At 62.8% G+C, this 18,536-nt stretch carries 15 protein-coding genes and 2 tRNA genes; 9 read left to right on the top strand and 8 right to left on the bottom strand.

Annotated elements, in window-relative coordinates; genetic code table 11:
- Positions 1-12 precede the first annotated feature (12 nt).
- Positions 13-639 carry an outer membrane lipoprotein chaperone LolA gene (gene lolA / locus KBW95_RS22525; RefSeq protein WP_229429952.1) on the top strand — a complete coding sequence of 209 codons (627 nt, stop codon included), beginning with the start codon at positions 13-15 and terminating at the stop codon, positions 637-639.
- A 3-nt stretch (positions 640-642) separates the two neighbouring features.
- Here lolA and KBW95_RS22520 read toward each other — a convergent pair whose 3' ends face one another.
- Positions 643-1,179 carry a hypothetical protein gene (locus tag KBW95_RS22520; RefSeq protein WP_211526331.1) on the bottom strand — a complete coding sequence of 179 codons (537 nt, stop codon included), beginning with the start codon at positions 1,177-1,179 and terminating at the stop codon, positions 643-645.
- Positions 1,180-1,337: 158 nt separating this feature from the next.
- On the opposite strand from KBW95_RS22520, the gene KBW95_RS22515 reads away from it, so the two are divergent.
- The 5 genes from KBW95_RS22515 (at position 1,338) to KBW95_RS22495 (ending at position 6,310) form a co-directional block, all read left to right on the top strand.
- A complete protein-coding gene (locus tag KBW95_RS22515; protein WP_211529391.1) occupies positions 1,338-2,651 on the top strand; it encodes a replication-associated recombination protein A in 1,314 nt (437 codons plus the stop codon).
- Between the two features lie 195 nt (positions 2,652-2,846).
- A complete protein-coding gene (locus tag KBW95_RS22510) occupies positions 2,847-3,047 on the top strand; it encodes a hypothetical protein (protein ID WP_211526329.1) in 201 nt (66 codons plus the stop codon).
- 119 nt (positions 3,048-3,166) lie between these two features.
- Positions 3,167-4,462 (top strand): serine--tRNA ligase, encoded by a 1,296-nt coding sequence (gene serS / locus KBW95_RS22505; RefSeq protein ID WP_211526328.1) that lies wholly within the window; start codon positions 3,167-3,169, stop codon positions 4,460-4,462.
- Between the two features lie 112 nt (positions 4,463-4,574).
- Positions 4,575-4,664 (top strand) — tRNA-Ser (locus tag KBW95_RS22500).
- Between the two features lie 365 nt (positions 4,665-5,029).
- Positions 5,030-6,310 (top strand): lipopolysaccharide biosynthesis protein, encoded by a 1,281-nt coding sequence (locus KBW95_RS22495; RefSeq protein ID WP_211529390.1) that lies wholly within the window; start codon positions 5,030-5,032, stop codon positions 6,308-6,310.
- Here KBW95_RS22495 and KBW95_RS22490 read toward each other — a convergent pair.
- Positions 6,276-7,115, bottom strand: a complete 840-nt coding sequence (locus tag KBW95_RS22490) for an alpha/beta fold hydrolase (RefSeq protein ID WP_211529389.1) — start codon at positions 7,113-7,115, stop codon at positions 6,276-6,278. The two genes, KBW95_RS22495 and KBW95_RS22490, sit on opposite strands and share 35 nt — an antisense overlap.
- Positions 7,116-7,428: 313 nt before the next feature.
- Between KBW95_RS22490 and KBW95_RS22485 the strand changes: the two genes are divergently transcribed.
- Positions 7,429-8,568, top strand: a complete 1,140-nt coding sequence (locus tag KBW95_RS22485; protein WP_211529388.1) for an FAD-dependent monooxygenase — start codon at positions 7,429-7,431, stop codon at positions 8,566-8,568.
- Positions 8,569-8,666: 98 nt separating this feature from the next.
- Positions 8,667-8,756 (top strand) — tRNA-Ser (locus tag KBW95_RS22480).
- Between the two features lie 416 nt (positions 8,757-9,172).
- Here KBW95_RS22480 and KBW95_RS22475 read toward each other — a convergent pair.
- From KBW95_RS22475 to KBW95_RS22455, 5 genes are read right to left on the bottom strand one after another with little or no spacing between them, the layout of a single operon-like run.
- Positions 9,173-9,430, bottom strand: a complete 258-nt coding sequence (locus KBW95_RS22475; protein ID WP_211529387.1) for a PAAR domain-containing protein — start codon at positions 9,428-9,430, stop codon at positions 9,173-9,175.
- Between the two features lie 20 nt (positions 9,431-9,450).
- Entirely contained in the window at positions 9,451-11,145 is a 1,695-nt protein-coding gene (locus KBW95_RS22470; RefSeq protein WP_211529386.1) for a DUF2235 domain-containing protein, read from the bottom strand.
- On the bottom strand, positions 11,142-11,762 hold the full coding sequence (locus tag KBW95_RS22465; RefSeq protein WP_211529385.1) for a DUF3304 domain-containing protein: 621 nt from the start codon (positions 11,760-11,762) through the stop codon (positions 11,142-11,144). The genes KBW95_RS22470 and KBW95_RS22465 overlap by 4 nt, the downstream gene beginning before the upstream one ends.
- A 12-nt stretch (positions 11,763-11,774) precedes the next feature.
- On the bottom strand, positions 11,775-12,665 hold the full coding sequence (locus KBW95_RS22460) for a DUF4123 domain-containing protein (protein ID WP_211529384.1): 891 nt from the start codon (positions 12,663-12,665) through the stop codon (positions 11,775-11,777).
- Positions 12,662-15,340 carry a type VI secretion system Vgr family protein gene (locus KBW95_RS22455; RefSeq protein ID WP_211529383.1) on the bottom strand — a complete coding sequence of 893 codons (2,679 nt, stop codon included), beginning with the start codon at positions 15,338-15,340 and terminating at the stop codon, positions 12,662-12,664. The genes KBW95_RS22460 and KBW95_RS22455 overlap by 4 nt, the downstream gene beginning before the upstream one ends.
- Before the next feature lie 441 nt (positions 15,341-15,781).
- Here KBW95_RS22455 and KBW95_RS22450 point away from each other — a divergent pair, with 441 nt between their 5' ends.
- Complete coding sequence (locus KBW95_RS22450; protein WP_211526320.1) at positions 15,782-17,092, top strand: hemolysin family protein; 1,311 nt, start codon at positions 15,782-15,784, stop codon at positions 17,090-17,092.
- On the opposite strand, the gene KBW95_RS22445 is transcribed toward KBW95_RS22450, so the two are convergent.
- A complete protein-coding gene (locus KBW95_RS22445) occupies positions 17,049-18,431 on the bottom strand; it encodes an NAD(P)/FAD-dependent oxidoreductase (RefSeq protein WP_211529382.1) in 1,383 nt (460 codons plus the stop codon). The genes KBW95_RS22450 and KBW95_RS22445 overlap by 44 nt on opposite strands.
- Positions 18,432-18,536: the final 105 nt, after the last annotated feature.

The following is an 18,536-nucleotide window of genomic DNA, read 5'->3' as shown; positions in this document are numbered from 1 at the left end:
AGAGGAATGCCGATGAAATTCACGACTCACATTAGCGCACTGATCGCTACCCTGGCCTTGTCCGGCGCCGCCCAAGCCGGCGCCCTGGACCAGCTGAAAGCCTTCGCCTCCGGCACCAAGGCCGCCAAAGGCGAATTCACCCAGCAGCAGCAAGGCAAGACCAAGAGCGGCAAGGCCGCCCCGGTGTCGAGCGGCAGCTTCGTGTTCGCCCGTCCCGGCAAGTTCATCTGGACCTATCAGAAGCCCTACGAACAGGTGCTGCAGGCCGACGGCGACCAGCTCTACATCTACGACAAGGACCTGAACCAGGTGACGGTCAAGAAGCTGGGCAATGCGCTCGGCTCCTCGCCGGCCGCGATCCTGTTCGGCAGTAACAACCTGGAGCAGAACTTCACCCTGTCCGAAGCGGGCGAGCGCGACGGCGCCGAATGGCTGAACGCCGTGCCCAAGGCCAAGGACACCACCTTCGAGCAGATCAGCATCGGCCTGAAGGGCGGGGTGCCGGTGGCGATGGAACTGAAGGACAGCTTCGGCCAGACCTCGGTGCTGAAGTTCACCAGCTTCCAGCGCAATCCCCAGCTGGCGGCCCAGCAGTTCAAGTTCGAGATCCCGCAGGGCGCGGACGTCGTCAAGCAATAAACCTCAATAGATCTGCGTGCGCAAGTCGATGTGCTTGCGCGGCGCCAGGTCGACCAGCGCACGGTCAGTGGGCGCCTCCAGCAGCGCGACCCAGACCGTGTGCTCTTCATAGAAGTAGGAACGGTTCGAGCCGCCCAGCGATGCGTGGAAGCGTCCGTTCCAGTCGATCCGCACCGCCTCGCCCAGCTGTCCCGTGAACAGCGGCGCCGGCAGATGGCCCGGCCAGCGCGTGGTGAGCATCCCGCTCCAGGGCTGGTCCAGCCTGACCTCGAACCCATCGCGTGTCCTGTGCGCCCGGACGTTGTCCGGCCGTAGCGGACGGTCCTCGTGCCAGGCGGGATCGCCGAAACTGCGAATGCGTTCCACCGGTATGAAACCGTCCTGTTCCAGCGCCATGATCTCGTGGCGCAGCGTGCCGTCGTTGCTCAGTTGCGGCAGCAGGTGGGCGCGCGGCACGGCAAGCCGGGCGGGCGCTTCGGCGGCGGCGCGCGTGGCCTTGGTCCAGCGCAGCCAGGTGTCCTGCATGATCAAGACGGGCATGATGAGCGAAAAGAGGAAGGAGAAGCCGTCATTATAAGGAGTGCCGCGTGGCGTCAGCGCGGCGGCGGCACTGATCGGCTACACTAGGCGCCTAGACAACCTCGATGTACAGATGAACCAGACGCCCGCCCGCGCGGCGCGCCTTGCCGGAGGCCGCCATGGATGACCTTTTCAAGACCGAACCCTCGCCACCCCTGGCTGAAGCCCTGCGTCCGCGCACCATCGGGGAAGTGATCGGCCAGAGCCACCTGCTGGGCGAAGGCAAGCCCCTGAACCTGGTGTTCAAGTCGGGCAAGCCGCATTCGATGATCCTGTGGGGCCCGCCCGGCGTCGGCAAGACCACGCTCGCGCGCCTCACCGCGTATGCCTTCGACTGCGAGTTCATCGCCTTGTCGGCCGTGCTGTCCGGCGTGAAGGACATCCGCGCCGCCGTCGAGCAGGCCGAGCATTACCTCCAGCAGGGCAAGCACACCATCCTGTTCATCGACGAGATCCACCGCTTCAACAAGTCGCAGCAGGACGCCTTGCTGCCCTTCGTCGAATCGGGCCTGGTCACCCTGATCGGCGCGACAACCGAGAACCCATCCTTCGAGGTCAACTCGGCATTGCTGTCGCGCTCCCAGGTATATGTGCTCAAGGCCCTGAGCGACAAGGAGATGCGCCAGCTGCTCAAGCGCGCCCAGGAGCGCGTGCTGCAGCACCTGACGTTCGACGAAGTGGCCATCGACACCCTGGTCGGCTATGCCGACGGCGATGCGCGCCGCTTCCTCAACCTGCTGGAGCAGACCAAGACCTCGGCCGACACGGCCGGCATCCAGCGCATCACCGCCGAGTTCGTGGAGAACGCGCTGACGCTCAACGCACGCCGTTTCGACAAGGGCGGCGACAACTTCTACGACCAGATCTCGGCCCTGCACAAATCGGTGCGCGGCTCGAACCCGGACGCGGCCCTGTACTGGCTGTGCCGCATGCTGGACGGCGGCGCCGACCCCAAGTACCTGTCGCGCCGCATCGTGCGCATGGCCTGGGAAGACATCGGCATCGCCGACCCGCGCGCCATCCAGCTGGCCAACGACGCCGCCACCACCTTCGAGCGGCTCGGCTCGCCGGAAGGCGAGCTGGCGCTGGGCCAGGCCGTCATCTACCTGGCGATGGCGGCCAAGAGCAACGCCGGCTACAACGCCTTCAACGCGGCCATGGCCTTCGTGAGGAAGGACAAGTCGCGCGAGGTGCCGGTCCACCTGCGCAACGCACCGACCAAGCTGATGAAGGAACTCGGCTACGGCCACGAATACCGCTACGCGCACGACGAACCGCATGCGTATGCGGCGGGCGAAACCTACCTGCCGGACGGGATGCCGGAGCCCGGCTGGTACGAGCCCGTGCCGCGCGGGCTGGAGGCGAAAATCGGCGAGAAACTGGCCTGGCTGCGCAGCCTCGACGACGAGGCGCGCTCGGGCGGAGAAGGGTAGCCGGGCACGTAGGGCGCGCAGGCTGGGCTCATCTGCGCGCTACTGTGCGCATCGCGCATTCATCGCACGCTCCGTCCGCGAATTCCGCATTCTGCGCCATCTTTTTTGCGCTTCATCGCAAGTCGATGGCGGCTCCGAGGGTCGATCGGTAAAGTTCAATCATACCGAATCACATTTGACCTGAAGGAGAGCACCATGAACATCCGTAAAAACTTCGAAGCCCTGTTCCTCGCCGCTGCAGCCCTGGGCCTGACCGTCAGCTTCGCTACCGCCAACGAGCGTCCTGTCGAGATCCTGCAATCGACCACCCCGGCCCTCGCCGACATGCATGTGCAGACCATCGTGATCAGCGCACCGCGCCTGAGCGCCGCCGAGAAAGCCAGCCTGAACGGTTAATTCCCGAGGGCTGGCGGGAGGCCCGGCAGCGCGATTGCCCGCATTGCTGCTGAATCTCGCAAATATTGGCTGTCGGCTTGGTACAATTGTGTTTTCGACATACGCAAGTCCACCCCGACATGATTGACATCCAACTTCTTCGCAAAGACATCGACACCGTCGCAGCGCGCCTGGCGACGCGCAAGTTCCAGCTCGACGTGGCCACCTTCAATGCCATCGAAGCGGAACGCAAGGCGATCCAGACGCGTACCGAGGAACTGCAGGGCAAGCGTAACTCGCTGTCGAAGCAGATCGGTATGCTCAAGGGCAAAGGCGAAGACACCACGGCCGTGATGGCCGAAGTGGCCGGCCTGGGCGACGAGCTCAAGGCCAACGAAGTCGCCCTCGGCGAGGTGCAGGCGAAAATGGCGCGCTTCATGGAAGCGGTGCCGAACCTGCCGCACGAAAGCGCCCCTCAGGGCACGGACGAATCGGGCAACGTCGAAGTGCGCAAGGTGGGCATCCCGCGCAGCTTCGACTTCGAGGTCAAGGACCACGTCGACATCGGCGAAAAGCTGGGCCTGGACTTCGATACCGCGACCAAACTCACTGGTTCGCGCTTCTCGATGATGAAAGGCGGCATGGCCCGCCTGCACCGCGCGCTGGCGCAGTTCATGCTGGACACCCACACCGGCCAGCACGGCTATACCGAGTGCTACACCCCGTACATGGTGAATGCCGACTCGCTGCGCGGCACCGGCCAGCTGCCGAAGTTCGAAGCCGACCTGTTCTCGGTGAAGAAGGGCGGCGCGGAAGGCGAGGGCGAGAACTTCTACCTGATCCCGACCTCGGAAGTGTCGCTGACCAACGTGGTGCGCGACGAGATCGTGGCGCTGGACCAGCTGCCGCTCAAGATGACCGCGCACACCCCGTGCTTCCGCTCGGAGGCGGGCAGCTACGGCCGCGACACCCGCGGCATGATCCGCCAGCACCAGTTCGACAAGGTCGAGCTGGTCCAGGTGGTGCACCCGGAGCAGTCGTACGCGGCGCTGGAAGAGATGGTCGGCCAGGCCGAGTTCATCCTGACCTCGCTGGGCCTGCCGTACCGCGTCATGTCGCTGTGCACCGGCGACATGGGCTTCTCGGCCGCCAAGACCTACGACCTCGAAGTGTGGCTGCCGGCGCAGAACACCTACCGCGAGATCTCGTCGCTGTCGAACTGCGAAGCCTTCCAGGCGCGCCGGATGCAGGCCCGCTTCCGCAACGCCGCCGGCAAGCCGGAACTGCTGCACACCCTGAACGGCTCCGGCCTGGCGGTGGGCCGCACCTTGGTGGCGGTGCTGGAGAACTACCAGCAGGCGGACGGCAGCGTGGTGATTCCGGAAGTGCTGCGTCCCTACATGGGCGGCCTGGAGCGCCTGGCGCCGGCTGCCTGAGAGAACGGAAAGCAGGGAAAATGACACTGTCGTGAAATTTTCCCTTCCATTTTCCGGGAGAGCCGCTATAATGGCGGTCTCTTGCAGCTCACAGCAAGAATCGACCGAATCAGGAGAGGTGGCAGAGTGGTCGAATGTACCTGACTCGAAATCAGGCGTACGGGTGACCGTACCGTGGGTTCGAATCCCACCCTCTCCGCCAGTAGTAGCGAAAAAGGCTCCCGAAGGGAGCCTTTTTTGTTTCTTGCGCAAAACTAGCGGTACTTTGTTTAGTTAGTCTTAGAACCGTCGCCCCGGCCTTCGCCCGGGGCGACGGTTTTTGGGCAAACTAAATATGCCTCTTTCGCATCCTTCGAGCGCCACTTGCTCTGAGCGAAACGCCCCCTATCCACCGCCGCCGGGCATTTACACCAATTTACACCGGACGTTTGATCCCACCGCACAGGCCCGTTCCCCGCCTCGGTACGATGTCTGGGAAGCTTGGCTAGCTGGTCAATTGATCGCAACCGTCATGCCCACGCGCCAGGGCCGTGATGGTCGCGGTGTCATCAAGTTCAAACAGTCCCCATGAGCATGCCGCGGTCCGACTTCTGGAAGAACTTCAGCACCGTCCTGGCCGGCGCGACGGGTGCGCAAGCCTTGCCCTTGCTGGTCGCGCCCTTGCTCACGCGGATGTGCACGCCTTCCGACATGGGGGCCTTCAGCGTCTGGCTCGGTGTGATAGCGGTAGCGTCCATCGTCGCCACCCTGCGTTTCGAAGCCGCAATGGTGCTCGATCACGAAAAGCGGCAGCAGCGCGTCTGCTTCAGCGTGGTGGCCTATTTCGCGACCCTGTTGGCCCTGACGCTGACTGCCTGCGTGGTGGCGGCGCGCGTGGCCGGCCTGTCGGCCGTGGGTACGATGTCCTGGTTCGCGCTGCTCACCATCGGCGCGGGAACCTGGCTCACCGCGTTCACGCAAACCACGCTCGCCTATGCCGCCTCGCACAACCTGTTCGACAAGGCCGCGAAAGCCAAGGTGCTGGCGGCCGGCACCACCGCCATCAGCCAGCTTGCCTTGCTCTATTCGGGCCTGCATGGCGCGGCCCTGCTGGCTGGGCAATTGATCGGTCTCGGCGCCGGACTGTGGGCGGCGCGCCTGATGGTGTCGCCGCCGCCGGCGCGCATCAAGCTGACCCTCGACGACGAGCAGCGCAGCTATCTCGCCAAGCACCAGGCTTTCTGGCGTTTTTCCTTGCCGTCGAGCCTGCTTAACACCGTGGTCGGCCAGCTGCCGCTGTTCATGATCGGTATCCATCACGGCGTGCAGGCGGCCGGCCTGTTCGCGCTGACCCAGCGCGTGCTCAATGCACCCATCGCCCTGATCGCCACCTCGGTGCTGGAGGTGTTCAAGCGCCAAGCGGTGCACGAATTCGAGTCTGCGGGACATTGCCGCGACGTCTATCGCGCCACCTTCAAGGTGCTGGTGCTGCTGGCCCTCGGGCCCTCGCTGGTGCTGCTCCTGTTTTCGCCCGAACTGTTCGGCTGGGTCTTCGGTCCCACCTGGCGGCCGGCAGGGGAGCTGGCGCGCATCCTCGCTCCCTTGTGCTTCCTCAACTTTGTCGCCAGCCCGCTCAGCTACGTGTTCTATGTGACCGGGAAGCAGAAGATGGAGCTGCTGTGGCAGGTGGCGCTGTTTGTCATGACGATTTCCGTGTTCGTCGCGCCGCTGAGCTTGCACGAGTGCCTGCTCGGGTATGCGGCGGGCCGTTCCGCGCTCTACATGGTATACCTGGCCATGTCTTACCGCTGCGCGCAGAACGGCCCGGCTTCTGTCAGCTCCGCAGGAAGGCCAGCAGGTCCGCGCTGAGCTGGTCCTTGTGGGTGGTCGCCAGGCCGTGCGAACCGCCGGCATAAACCTTCAGCGTCCCTTGCGGCAGCAGCTCGACGGCGCGGCGCGCGGTGGTGTCGATCGGGACGATCTGGTCGTCGTCGCCGTGGATCACGAGGGTGGGAATGTCCATCTTCTTCAGGTCCTCGGTGAAGTCGGTCTCCGAAAACTGCTTGATGCAGGCGTAGGCGCTTTTCAGGCTGCATTGCATGCCCTGCAGCCAGAAGGTGTCGCGCACGCCTTCCGACACCTTGGCGTCCGGACGGTTGTAGCCGTAGAAGGGCAGGGTCAGGTCCTTGAAGAATTGCGCGCGGTCGGCGCGCACGCCGTCGCGGATGCCGTCGAACACGTCCATCGGCACGCCATGCGGATTGGCGGGCGAGACCATCATCTGCGGCGTCACCGCGCCCACCAGCACGGCCTTGGCGACGCGGCCGGCGCCGTGGCGGCCGATGTAGCGCGCCACCTCGCCGCCGCCGGTCGAGTGGCCGACCAGCATGGCGCCGCTCAGGTCGAGGGTCTCGATCACGGTGGCCAGGTCGTCGGCATAGGTGTCCATGTCGTTGCCGTGCCAGGGCTTGCTCGAGCGGCCGTGGCCGCGGCGGTCGTGGGCGATGACGCGGTAGCCGTGCTCCGCCAGGAACATCATCTGGTCTTCCCAGGCCTCGCCCGAGAGCGGCCAGCCGTGGCTGAACACGACCGGGACGCCGTGGCCCCAGTCGGTGACGTGGATCTGGGTGCCGTCGTGGACGGTGACCTTGTCGAGGGTGCGGGTGCCTTTCATGCTGTTCCTTTCAGTGAGGCGGATGGTTGCGGCGCCAATGCGGCGCACCGTCCCATTCTGGAATCCGGGCCGGTCCGCGTCCATGCGGACGAAGGAAGAGCTGCCGGCCACACCTTCGTGGGGTATCGCAGCACGCCCGTCCAAGACATTCTTTTTATTGGCATGTTCTCAACGCAAGTCAGTCGTCTTACACTGGTGGTAAATACACCGGGAGAGACGCGATGCATGCACACGCGGCCATCATGCTGCCAGCCGGTCCGCACGGTTGTGACGGGCTGAAGTTGGGCATGGCCGGCCGCGGGAAGAGAGCGCCATGACCGCCACGCCGCGTGCACTCGTCATCGGCGGTTCGCTGGGCGGACTGCTGGCGGCCGCGATGCTGCGCGCGGTCGGCTGGGAGGTGGACGTGTTCGAGCGCTCGGCGGACGGGCAGGGCAAGCATGGCGGCGGGCTCGTGCTGCAGCCCGACGTCTTGATGGCCTTGCGCTTCGCCCAGCTGGACCCGGACCGGCTGCCGAGCGTGCCTTCGGACGACCGTCTCTACCTCGACCGAGGCGACCGGATTCTCCAGCGCAGCCACATGCCGCAGGCCCAGACCTCGTGCGAGATCCTGTACCGGGCGCTGCGCGGCGGACTGCCGCAGGCCCGCCTGCACGCCCGCCGGACCTTCGTGCGCTACGAGCAGGAAGGCCAGCGCGTCACGGCCCACTTCGCCGATGGCGCGAGCGAGACGGCCGACCTGCTCATCGGGGCTGATGGCGCCCGTTCCACGGTCCGTCGCCAGATGCAGCCCGATGTCGCTCCGCGCTATGCCGGCTACGTGGCCTGGCGCGGCGCCGTGCCCGAGGCGCTGCTGCCGCAGGCCACGCGCGAGAAGCTCGATCGCGCCTTCGTGTTCCAGCAGGGCGACAGTCATCTGCTGCTGGCCTACCTGGTGCCGGGCCAGGACGAGTCGGTCGAGGCAGGCGAGCGGCGCTGGAACTGGATCTGGTACCGGCGCGTGGGGCAGGGCGCGCCCTTGACCGCGCTGCTCACCAGCCGCGACGGGCGCACCGATCCCGCATCGCTGCCACCGGGCGCGGTGCGTCCGGAGCACCTTACCGGGCTGCTCGGCGATGCACGCCAACTGGCGGCGCCGTCCTTGCGTGTACTGATCGAGACGACGAAGGCGCCTTACGTGCAGGCGATCATGGACATGGAAGCGCCGAAGATGCTCGACGGCCGGGTGCTGCTGTGCGGCGACGCCGCCTTCCTGCCGCGCCCGCATACCGCAGGCAGTACCTCGAAGGCCGCCGCCGACGCGCTCACGCTGGCGATGCTGCTCAGCCAGCGCCAGGCAGTGCCGGACGTGGGCCTGGCGCAGTGGGAACAGCTGCGCCTGACGGCGGGGCAGGGCATGGTGATGGCGGGGGCCGAAATGGGCGACCGCATCATGGGCTTGTCGTGCTTCTGAGCGGGTGTGCGAAAGTTGCAGTTCGTCACTTGCCTTCTTGAGAAGGCGTCCGCTATAATGCGGCCTCTTGCAGCTCACAGCAAGAATCGACCGAATCAGGAGAGGTGGCAGAGTGGTCGAATGTACCTGACTCGAAATCAGGCGTACGGGTGACCGTACCGTGGGTTCGAATCCCACCCTCTCCGCCAGTAGTAATAAAAAAGGCTCCCGACGGGAGCCTTTTTTATTGCGTATGCGGAAGGAGTGAGCCACCAATGTGGCTCACGCGTGGGATTCGAAGACCGGCGCTTGCAAGCGCCGGGGCGGCCTGCAGGATGTAGGCGAATCCCACCCTCTCCGCCAGATTAAAGTCCCTAGATGTTTAGGGGCATCAAAGAACCCGTTGCTCTCATAGAGACAGCGGGTTTTTTGTTGCTTAATACTGTCCAGCGTAACTTGGCATTTGAACCTATGCCCAACCGATTAAAAGTCGCTAAAGCGGATAGGGAGTCTAAATCGATGACTTGCCAAACGTGGCAAACTCAGAAGTCAACCTTATCCAAAAAGGAAAATACCAATCGTTTTCGAATTCTAGGTTTCAAAAGCGTCATAACCCCGGATGCCGTCAGATCGATGAGATCAGCTTGGCACCGCATGCAGTGAGGTCCTGATCGTATGCAACCAGCTTTCCATGGTGCCTACGCGTGCTGCCGCTTGGCAGGATCGGAAACTTTCCTTTGCATTTAGGGCAATAAGTTGAATCGCCTTCGATAGCGACCGGCTTCCCCAATACGGTGAAGTCCTGCGCCGCCGAGATGACTTCTCCGCCATGCGTGGTTTTGTCGCCGAGCCTAATGACTCCGCGTCCTTGTTGGTCTTTCATGCGGGCTCCGTTTGAGCGAATCACGCGACGCTGCGCGCCGTATCGGCATCCTGATTGGCTGCGATAAGCGCCTCGTCATTACCCAGGAAGATTTTTCGATAGCGCCAATAACCTGTCAGTTCCAATGTTGGCATATTGAATCCTGCGAGTGAATCATGTACGTAAGCGTCAAACAGGGCGGCAAGTGAAGGCGGAGTCGGTGTGGCGCGCTGGGCCTGCGCAAACACGTCCCGGGCTTCCGGGTCCAATGCGCTGGTTGTCAGAAGGTCCTTTCGCGCACCGGTATTGAAAATGTCCTTGACGACCGCAAGTGTTCGCTGGCCCAGGCCCATCGCAGCGGATCGCGCCATAGCGGCGGCGTCACTGATCAGGCTCCTGTTGAACGCAAGCAGAATTTCTCGTTCGGAGTCGCTTGCTCGCCTGACCTGAGTGGTCGTGTGGAAATGGTTACGCATCTGCCATCGCCAGTTGAGATACTGCTGTAGCCACGCATACATTGGGCGGGGCGCCAGCGTGGCTTGTGCAAGGAATGCGTCGTAGGCTTTGGCCAGGTCTGGGTGGACGGCGAATGGGTCATGAACACCGGGAGTTGCCATGGGGCGTTTCATCGGGGCGCCAGCTGCAACTGCACAATCGAACATGTGGTTCAGCGGTATCTGGGACAGTTTCAGGGAGTCGCCATGCTGCGGGTTGTTTCCCACTGAGACACCGAACTCACCCGGGCGGTAGCCGCCACCGACATCGCTGTGCGCGCCCGGGTAGGCGTGCTGGATCCATCCTGCTTGCAGCTTCCCATCGATGCCGATTTCATCCAAAGGGAAATTCCGGCGAAGCTCATGCATTGCGACCATGTGAACACAATTCTGCACGGAGGCCGGCACTCGCAGCGATCCTCCACTGGCCCAAGCGCCATGTCCGCCGGTCGAGTTGGCAAGCACCGCCGAGGTGCCGGACCAGAATCCCGCTGAGGCGACGGTGTCGATGAGCCCGACAAAGCGAAAGCGCAGGGGCACACCGGCCAGACGGCCGCCGACCAGCAATTCGTCCAGCCAGTGGCAGAACACCCTGGCTTCCGCGGCACCCCTGGAAAACCCGAATACGTCGAGGAAACATTCAACCACGTGGGGCTTTCTACCCTTGAGTTTTGCTTCCAGAAGCTGGGCCTGCCGAGTCAGGAACGCGCGGCGGTCGCTGTCGCTGGATAGTGCCGCTTGCAGCAGGCCACTGCGCGTGCCGAGCCGGGCAAGACATTCGCTATCGTTCGTGTCGGTTACATTGCGGCTGTTACGGCACAGGGCGAGCACGGCGCCTTCATCAAACATGAGGCTTGTGAAGCAACGCCAGTGAAGCGAATTAAAAACGGCCAACAAACCGAAAATGACCCGCTCCTCACAGCCGAAGGCACACGCCGAACCCATGGTGCTTTCGTCGTGCTCTCCGATTTCCGGAAATCTCGTCCCGACACCAGGAACATAAATCGGATGATAGCCCATGTCTTTTTCACGAAGATAGACATCATGCAGCCGTGCAATGTTGCTGTCTGCGTGTTCTCGACGATCACGGTCTCTATTGTTGCCTGTTCCATCAAAAAAGAGTCCAATGTTCAAGGTGACTTCACATTTCTTGAAATCGCAGTCGTATTCTGGAACGACTCGCCTTATTCCAGCGGTCGGTGCATTTTTTGTGGGCGCTATGGTGACATCGGCCCGTTTCATCGCCAGTCTCCGTATTTTGCCTTGTCGCGGGCATCTTCGCGATCAAGCTCCGCGTGTTCTTCGGCAGTGAAGATTTCCTTGATGGGCGCTCCTGCAGTCGCTAACAGGCTCTCTTGAGCACTCCCCCATTTAATCGGGTGCTCATCCGCAGTATGATCAAACGAACTCACAACAATGCGCACGCGACCATTGGGGAAGAAGTGAACAAAAAACAGGCCTGATTCGCGGTACTCCTCTACGGGCACCTGCGCACGGTATCTGCCCTCGATCTCCCCTGATTCTGCTTCCGTTGGATTGGACGGTTTGATAATGCGGTGCACCTGCCATCGCACATCTGCTTTCAATCCTGGATACCATTTTTTCGGAAGCGTGACACAACATGTGAAACCGCCGCCGCCGCCCCCCTGGCCAACGTTACCGTAGTAACCTTTATTAACGTAAAATTCGTGAATGAGATGGTCGGAACCTAGATGCTGGACCCCGACGATCGAAGCAGGCATACGGTCGTTGCCCTTGGGGCGAGCGTGGAGTAGCGCATAGGAGCCAAGCAACACTCCCAAGGCCAGTAAAGACACAATGGGATGCGACCGCACAAACGAGAGGGTAGGAATTTTCATAGTGCCTCTGTATTAGATAACAATTGGGATTGCATTTGAATCGTCGCCCACGGCCGCTCCCTGGCTGGCCCAGCTGCGTCTTGCCTGTAGATCATCGACGAGTTCCCGCAATTTGCTTCGAAACGCGCTGACTTCATTCATCGCAAGGAATTCGGCGACCTCCGGCCGTCGCAGGATTGCGCCTTTGGTCAGGAGCGCGGCCTCGGTCAGGAACATTAAAATTTGGGGGTGCGCGTTGCCGGCGGCTCGCCAGGCTCGGCGCGCCGCTTGCGCCCATTCGTGCTGTTCCACCGCGTTGCCGGGCAAGGCCTCGCCATTGCGCATCATCTTCACCTTGGCGATGAAGTGATCCGGTTCGCTTGCCTCGTCCAGGGCCAGCAGCTGATCCTGGTCCAGGCGCAGGGGCGTCAGTGCAACTGTGGTCGCCTCGGCCGGTGGCAGCGGGACAAGCGCGCCGGAACGGTGATGGATAGTCCAACGTGCGATCGGTCCTGACATCGCGGCCCACTGTGCCGGCGTCAGCAATTCCGAGAGCGATGCAAGAACCGCGCAGTCCGCATACCTGAGCGTGAACTGCTTGCCCTCCGGATCAAGAATGAAAATGAATCTGCCCAGGTGGTGGGCAAGCTGGCCGATATTCAGCGCCGACTCGATGACCGACACGTGCAGCGCAGGCTTGCGCGCGTTCATGAGGCGCATGACGCGATCGAGATCGCCGACTTCGTAAGCGGCTTCGACGTCGACCAGGAGCGGGCTGACCGCCAGGGCACGGTTTGGGTAAATCGGCGCCAGCCACGCCGGGCGGCTTTCGGGAGCATCTTCGGTGTAGCTTGCCGATATCTCGTCGAGCATGCCGTTGTCGATCAGGAGATAGACGAAGGTATTCGGGTCGCCGTTGCTCATTCCGCCTCCACCAAGGGACTATGCGCACGCGCTGCCGCCAGCATGCAAGGAATGCAAATGTCGTGATGCGGCAACTCGTCGGGGAACTGTGTTTGCTGCGCCCGTTTTGGAAAGGTTTGGTGGTCGGCAGCGTAGACGTGGCTGTTTCCAGTCGTGCTGCCGATAATTCCCTCTTCGCTGATTTTCAATTCACTGCCACCGCCGTAGATGCAGACACCCTTCCTGGCCTTGATGTTGATCCAGTCCGTCGTGCTAATCAGTTCCATCACCTTTTTTGCCAGGAGTTCGATGGTGCCGTCCTGCGCTTCGGTCTGCATGTTGCCGCGTGCGGCAATGTGCTTCATGCCGCCGTCATTGGCAAAGACGCTGACGCCCTGCGCCGCGCGTAGCGATGTTTGTCCTCCAGCGGTGAGCTGCGTGTCCGCAGCCGTGATGAGGTAGGCGTTCTTTTCCGCACCGAGTGCCAGATTTTCATTGCTTGCCACGACAATTCCCGCGGGACCGCTGACTGCGACAATGGGTGCACCGCCCGTGCCGCCGCCTGCGCCAACAGCGACATTCGTTCCGTGATCCAGATGCCTGAGCTTGTCGACCAGTTGCGCCAGTTGCAGACCGTTTGCCGGGTCTTTGGAGTGGGTTTCGGCGAGTTTCGCGAGCTGGTCGGCAATATCGCGCAAGCCGTCGGCGAGGCCGATCAATTCGGCCCGGTCCAGCTGTTTGCCTTCGGCCTGGTCGTTATTGCTTGCGGTGACCAGCACGCCTTTGCCACCCCGGATTGCCACGGCCTTGTCACTACGCAGCTCAGCGCCTTCGCCGCGGGGGCGCCGGTCTTCTCCCCGTGGATGAGTCAGCCATCCGAGATTCAGCTGCGAAGCGCCATCGTCGCTTGCCAGCTGGGCGCTGATTTCGCGCGGTGTGTCGTCGAACCGGAGCTGGTTCATGCGCGCGCCGTGAATCTCCTGGCTACGCATGCCAGAAAGAAAGCGCGTTGACGGCAAGTTGGCGCGATTGCTCAAGGGGGGAGGCAAGGCACGCCCATTGAAAAGCTGGCAAATAATGATGGGCTTGTCGGGATCGCCGCCGAGAAAAGCCACCAGGACTTCCGTCCCCACGCGGGGTAGCGCCAGGGTGCCGCAATGCGAGGATCCATTGCCAGCCCAATTTGTAGCTACCCGCACCCAGGCGGAATCCGCATCCGTGTCGGATGCGCCCGCGCCTTGTGCGTGATGATGGTCTTCCGGACGCGTCGCAGGAAATCGAATCTTCACGCGGCCAAGTTCGTCGCAATGCACGACGTCGTTTTCTCTGCCAACCACGATTGCAATCTGCAAACCCGGGTCGCTCAGGTCGGTGCGCGGGTCGAATGCCGGGACGATCGGGATAGTGCGTCGTACCGCCTCGAATCGCATGTGGAAACGGTTTGCGTTATCTTCGCTGGAAAGATCAGTGGGCATGCCCGCCGGAACGCGCCAGTCATTGAAAAGGAACAGCCGTTGTATCCGTTGTTCCAAGCTTGTTGGCAGGTTGTTCTGCGCCTTGACTTCAATTGATGTGATGATGAAATCGCGCTCGGGGCCAGGATGGCCATTGATTTCCGGGTGGTCGCTGATGGTGAAGTATTCGCCTGCACAGAAGTCGCGGACGCTTCCTTCTCCGGTGAAGCGTTTTGCATCGAGTTCCTTGCGCTGCATGCGCAGCACGCCCAGGCGATATAGCTCCTTGTCGTCAGAGCCCGCATGCGGTGATTCGACGATGTATTCTTGCACTCCGCCAGCTAACTGGTTGCCGGATGGGCCTTGATTGATCTGGCCTGGTATTTCAGCGGCCATCCCGGGAATGTTTCCCGGTCGCTTGTAGTCCCAACTGAAAACCCAGACGCTGCCCGCCTGGAGCTTACGTACCGCGCCCCAACGTGTGACCGAATCGCGCTGCTCGGTCGCGTTGTCGCGGTGGTAGCGTACGACGCCGGCCGCGTTCTTCTTCAGGTCACGCGGGTTGTCAAAGAGCACGAGAGTATGCACCGGCAATTCCGAGTCGTGAGTTGCTTGCCGGTGTGCTGGGTGGCAGCCGGGGCGGAAGAACCAGGCAACTCCGGAGCGCGCCAACAGTCGACGGATAAAGGCTGCATCCGATTCGTTGAACTGTATCGTCTGTTCGCGCTCGGGATATTTCTCCAGATGGAAGCCAGGTGCGAGTTCAAAGTCGAAGTAGCCACTCAATGCGCTGTTCAGCTGCAGCCATTCCTGCAACACGACAGTGACGATCCGCGGCCAGCTCATTTTCCTGAACACGCGCGTGTTGACACGTTGCTCCATGACCGCCATGGCGTCGCGAATGACGAGTTGGTAGCTCGCGATCACGCCATCGCACTCGCCAGAGCTTGCCTGCGTGACGAGACCACACACCCTGCGCAACTGGCCTCGATCATTGACGAACTCGAGGGCGGCGGGCACGCCAATGAATTCCTTCAGTGGCAGACTGTTGGAAGTGGCAACGCAATTGACCTGATACTCAAATCCACCGCAAATGGATTCGGTACCGCGGACAAACTGAGGGAGCAGGACGTCGGAGATCTGTTTCCTTTGATAAACAAGTGTCATGCGGATAGGACGGTCGGTGGTGATCAGCTTTTTTTCCGTCAGCATGAAATTGACAAGCTCGTTATCATTTTGCACAGCGTACTCCGTGAGTTTCCAATCGGAACAATCTATTCTGGCATTTTCAGGCAAGCGCGGAATTGAGGATCGATAAGCTCGACCGTCATGAACGGATGGGATGAAGATCCCGCGGACGGCCCTCCGCACGCTGCGTAGATTGGCGATGTTCGGACGCTCCGGTCCGGTAAACTGACCAGAGGGCTGGTGCGGCGGACGCACACCTGACACGGGCGCAGGTTGCATGTCGCGCGGCGGTAGTGGCCGGGCTGCTGCGCGCCACAAGCACGGCGCAGTAGGTAGAAGAGGGGCTGCCGCAGATTGATCTTGCTCCGCTATTCCCAGACCCAGGCCGATGCCTGGTTAGCGTTGGCCCTCCAGGTCCGCAGCTATTGCGATAGGTAATTGCAAAATCTATACTGCCGAGAGCGACGTTCGCTGGTATTCAACCTTAGGTGCCCCGTGAGTTTGTTTCAACATGCCGTGCTATTGGCCTGCCTGGTGCTCGCCGCAGGATTCTTGTCGCTTACCGAGATCGCGTTCGCCGGCGCGCGCAAGATCAAGCTCAAGCTGCTGGCGGAGGCGGGCGACCAGCGCGCCCTGAAGGTGATGGCACTGCAGGTCCAGTCGGCCGAATTCTTCGCCGCTTCGCAGATCGGGCTCAACGCGATCGCCATCCTCGGCGGCATCCTGGGCGAGGGCGCCTTGCGTCCGTATTTCATCGAATGGATCTCGGGCGTCTACAACGGCCCCTGGCTCGACAACGTCGGCTTCGCGCTGTCCTTCCTGTTTGTCACCTTCCTGTTCATCCTGTTTTCCGACCTGATGCCCAAGCGCCTGGCCATGATCGCGCCGGAGCGCATCGCGGTCGCGATCATCAATCCGGTCCTGGTATTCATTCGCATCTGCAAGCCGCTGTCCTGGGCGCTCAATCTCGTCGCCAACCTGATCTTCCGCGTGTTCAAGGTCGACATGACGCGGGAAGACAGCATCACCTTCGACGAGATCTCCGCCGCGGTGGAAGCCGGCGCCCAGGCGGGTGTCCTGCAGAAGCAGGAGCAGCATTTCATCGAGAACGTGTTCGAGCTGGAATCGCGCTCGGTCGTCTCGGCCATGACCAATCGCGACAGCGTGGTGTATTTCAACCTGAACGAGACCGAGGAGAGCGTCAGGGAGAAGATCGCCAAGTATTCCAAGTTCCCCGTCTGCGACGGCACGATCGACCGCGTCATCGGCTACGTGGACACGCGCGACATCCTGGTGCGGCTGCTGAACAAGCAGTCGCTGTTCCAGCTGAACGAGTCGAGCATCCGCACCGTCCTGATCATCCCCGACACCCTGACCCTGTCGGAGCTGCTCGACCGCTTCCGCGCCACCAAGGAAACCTTCGCCGTCGTGATCAACGAGTACGCGCTGGTGATGGGCGTGATCACCCTGAGCGACATCATGCTGACCGTGATGGGCAGCTGGGGCAATCCCATGGAGCAGGACGAGCAGATCATGCAGCGCGAGGACGGCTCGTGGCTGATCGACGGCAGCACGCCGGTCGGCGACGTCAAGCGCACCCTCGGCCTGGAAAGCCTGCCCGAGGAAGAGAACTACGAGACCGCCGCCGGCTTCATGATGTACATGCTGCGCAAGGTGCCCAAGCGGACCGACAGCGTCGAATACCAGGGCATCAAGTTCGAGGTGCTCGATGTCGACCACTACCGCATCGACCAGCTGCTCGTCAGGCACCTGGCGCCGAAGGAAGCCGACCTGGCCGGCGGCTGAGACCCGGCGCGTCGCGTCTGCGCCGGGCCGCGTTCAATGCCATTTGACCGGCATGAGCATCTTCGAGCGGCACCAGCGCGCCAGCATGTGTCCCAGCATGCGCAGCGGCCCCACATGCGACATCACGTAGCGCTCGTAGGTCATGCGGTACATGATGCTGGCGATGGCGCCGCGCACGCGCAGGTTGCGGCGGCCCACCGCGCGCAGCAGGATGCCGATGGTGCCGGCACGTCCTACGGTCACCAGGGTGCCGTAGTCGCGGTAGCGGAAGCGCGGCCGCGTCTTGCCGGCGGCATGGGTCAGCAGCTCGAACAGGAAGCCCGATTGCTGGCGCCGCCTGGGCGCTGGGCGGAATCATCCGCTTGCGCTCCGGCTGGAGCAGCGAGCAGCAGTCCCCCATCGCATGGATGCGGTGGTCGTCGATGGTGCGCAGCTGTTCGTCCACCATGATCTGGTTGTTGCGGTTGACGGACAGCGCCGGCGTGATCGCCAGGTCGGGGCCGCGCACGCCGGCCGCCCAGACGGTGAGCGCCGCCGGGAACACGCGCCCGTCTTCGGTGCGCACTTCATCCGCGCCCACCTCGGCGACAGCGGTGTTGGTGCAAATCTCGACCCCCAGTTCCTCCAGCTTGCGCACGGCCAGGGCCGACACCGATGGATCGAGCCCGGCCAGCAGGCGCGGTCCGCGCTCCAGGATGCGGATGCGCACCTGGCGCGATGCGGCCAGGCCGCTGAGGCGATAGCGCACCAGGGTGTCGACCGTGTGGCGCAGGTCAGCCGCCAGCTCGATGCCGGTGGGCCCGGCGCCGACGATGACGATGTCGAGCAGCGGGGCGGCCGGGTCGCGCAGACCGGCATCCATGAAGGTCTCGCGCCGTCCGCCGGTGGCGGCGCAGGCGTTCAGGAAGCGCTGGCGGAAGGCTTCGGCCTGGCCCACGCTGTCCAGGGACAGGCAGTGCTGCTGCGCCCCAGGCACGCCGAAGAAGTTGGTGATCGAGCCGAAGGACAGCACCAGGCGGTCATACTGCACCGAGGCCGTGCCCTCGTGGGCCAGCGGACGGCGCAGGCGCACGTTCACGGTCCGCGCGCCGCGGTCGATGCCGACGATCTCGCCGCAGACGAATTCGAAGCCGCTTTCGATGGCCTGGCGCGCCAGGTCGATGTGGTAGTGGCTGGGATCGATCAGGCCGGCCGCCACCGAGTGCAGCAGCGGCTTCCAGAAGTGGGTGGGAGCGCTGTCGATCAGGATCACGCGCCGCGCCGCGCCGCGCTTTCGTCCCAGGCGCGTGGCCAGTTCCAGCCCGGCCACGCCGCCGCCTGCAATCACGATGGTTTCCATCGCTTGTCCTCCTTCACATGATTGAATGGGGTGCGGCGCGTCAGGGCCGGATCCGCAGGCGCTCCCGCTGCGCCCCCCCGCGGGCGGGGGGGGGGGGGGGGCCCC

Source organism: Massilia sp. ZL223 (genome assembly GCF_018119395.1).
Classification (GTDB): domain Bacteria; phylum Pseudomonadota; class Gammaproteobacteria; order Burkholderiales; family Burkholderiaceae_D; genus Telluria.
The sequence above is the reverse complement of the archived record's forward strand: the minus strand, read 5'-3'. Positions and strand labels throughout refer to the sequence as shown.

Bases quoted from the DNA above. Each gene is read 5' to 3' on its own strand.
- serS (WP_211526328.1), top strand. From the start codon at position 3,167: ATGATTGACATCCAACTTCTTCGCAAAGACATCGACACCGTCGCAGCG.
- KBW95_RS22465 (WP_211529385.1), bottom strand. From the start codon at position 11,762: ATGAAAATTCCTACCCTCTCGTTTGTGCGGTCGCATCCCATTGTGTCT.
- KBW95_RS22470 (WP_211529386.1), bottom strand. From the start codon at position 11,145: ATGAAACGGGCCGATGTCACCATAGCGCCCACAAAAAATGCACCGACC.
- KBW95_RS22495 (WP_211529390.1), top strand. From the start codon at position 5,030: ATGAGCATGCCGCGGTCCGACTTCTGGAAGAACTTCAGCACCGTCCTG.
- KBW95_RS22445 (WP_211529382.1), bottom strand. From the start codon at position 18,431: ATGGAAACCATCGTGATTGCAGGCGGCGGCGTGGCCGGGCTGGAACTG.
- KBW95_RS22475 (WP_211529387.1), bottom strand. From the start codon at position 9,430: ATGAAAGACCAACAAGGACGCGGAGTCATTAGGCTCGGCGACAAAACC.
- KBW95_RS22490 (WP_211529389.1), bottom strand. From the start codon at position 7,115: ATGAAAGGCACCCGCACCCTCGACAAGGTCACCGTCCACGACGGCACC.
- KBW95_RS22460 (WP_211529384.1), bottom strand. From the start codon at position 12,665: ATGAGCAACGGCGACCCGAATACCTTCGTCTATCTCCTGATCGACAAC.
- KBW95_RS22510 (WP_211526329.1), top strand. From the start codon at position 2,847: ATGAACATCCGTAAAAACTTCGAAGCCCTGTTCCTCGCCGCTGCAGCC.
- KBW95_RS22520 (WP_211526331.1), bottom strand. From the start codon at position 1,179: ATGCCCGTCTTGATCATGCAGGACACCTGGCTGCGCTGGACCAAGGCC.
- KBW95_RS22515 (WP_211529391.1), top strand. From the start codon at position 1,338: ATGGATGACCTTTTCAAGACCGAACCCTCGCCACCCCTGGCTGAAGCC.
- KBW95_RS22485 (WP_211529388.1), top strand. From the start codon at position 7,429: ATGACCGCCACGCCGCGTGCACTCGTCATCGGCGGTTCGCTGGGCGGA.
- lolA (WP_229429952.1), top strand. From the start codon at position 13: ATGAAATTCACGACTCACATTAGCGCACTGATCGCTACCCTGGCCTTG.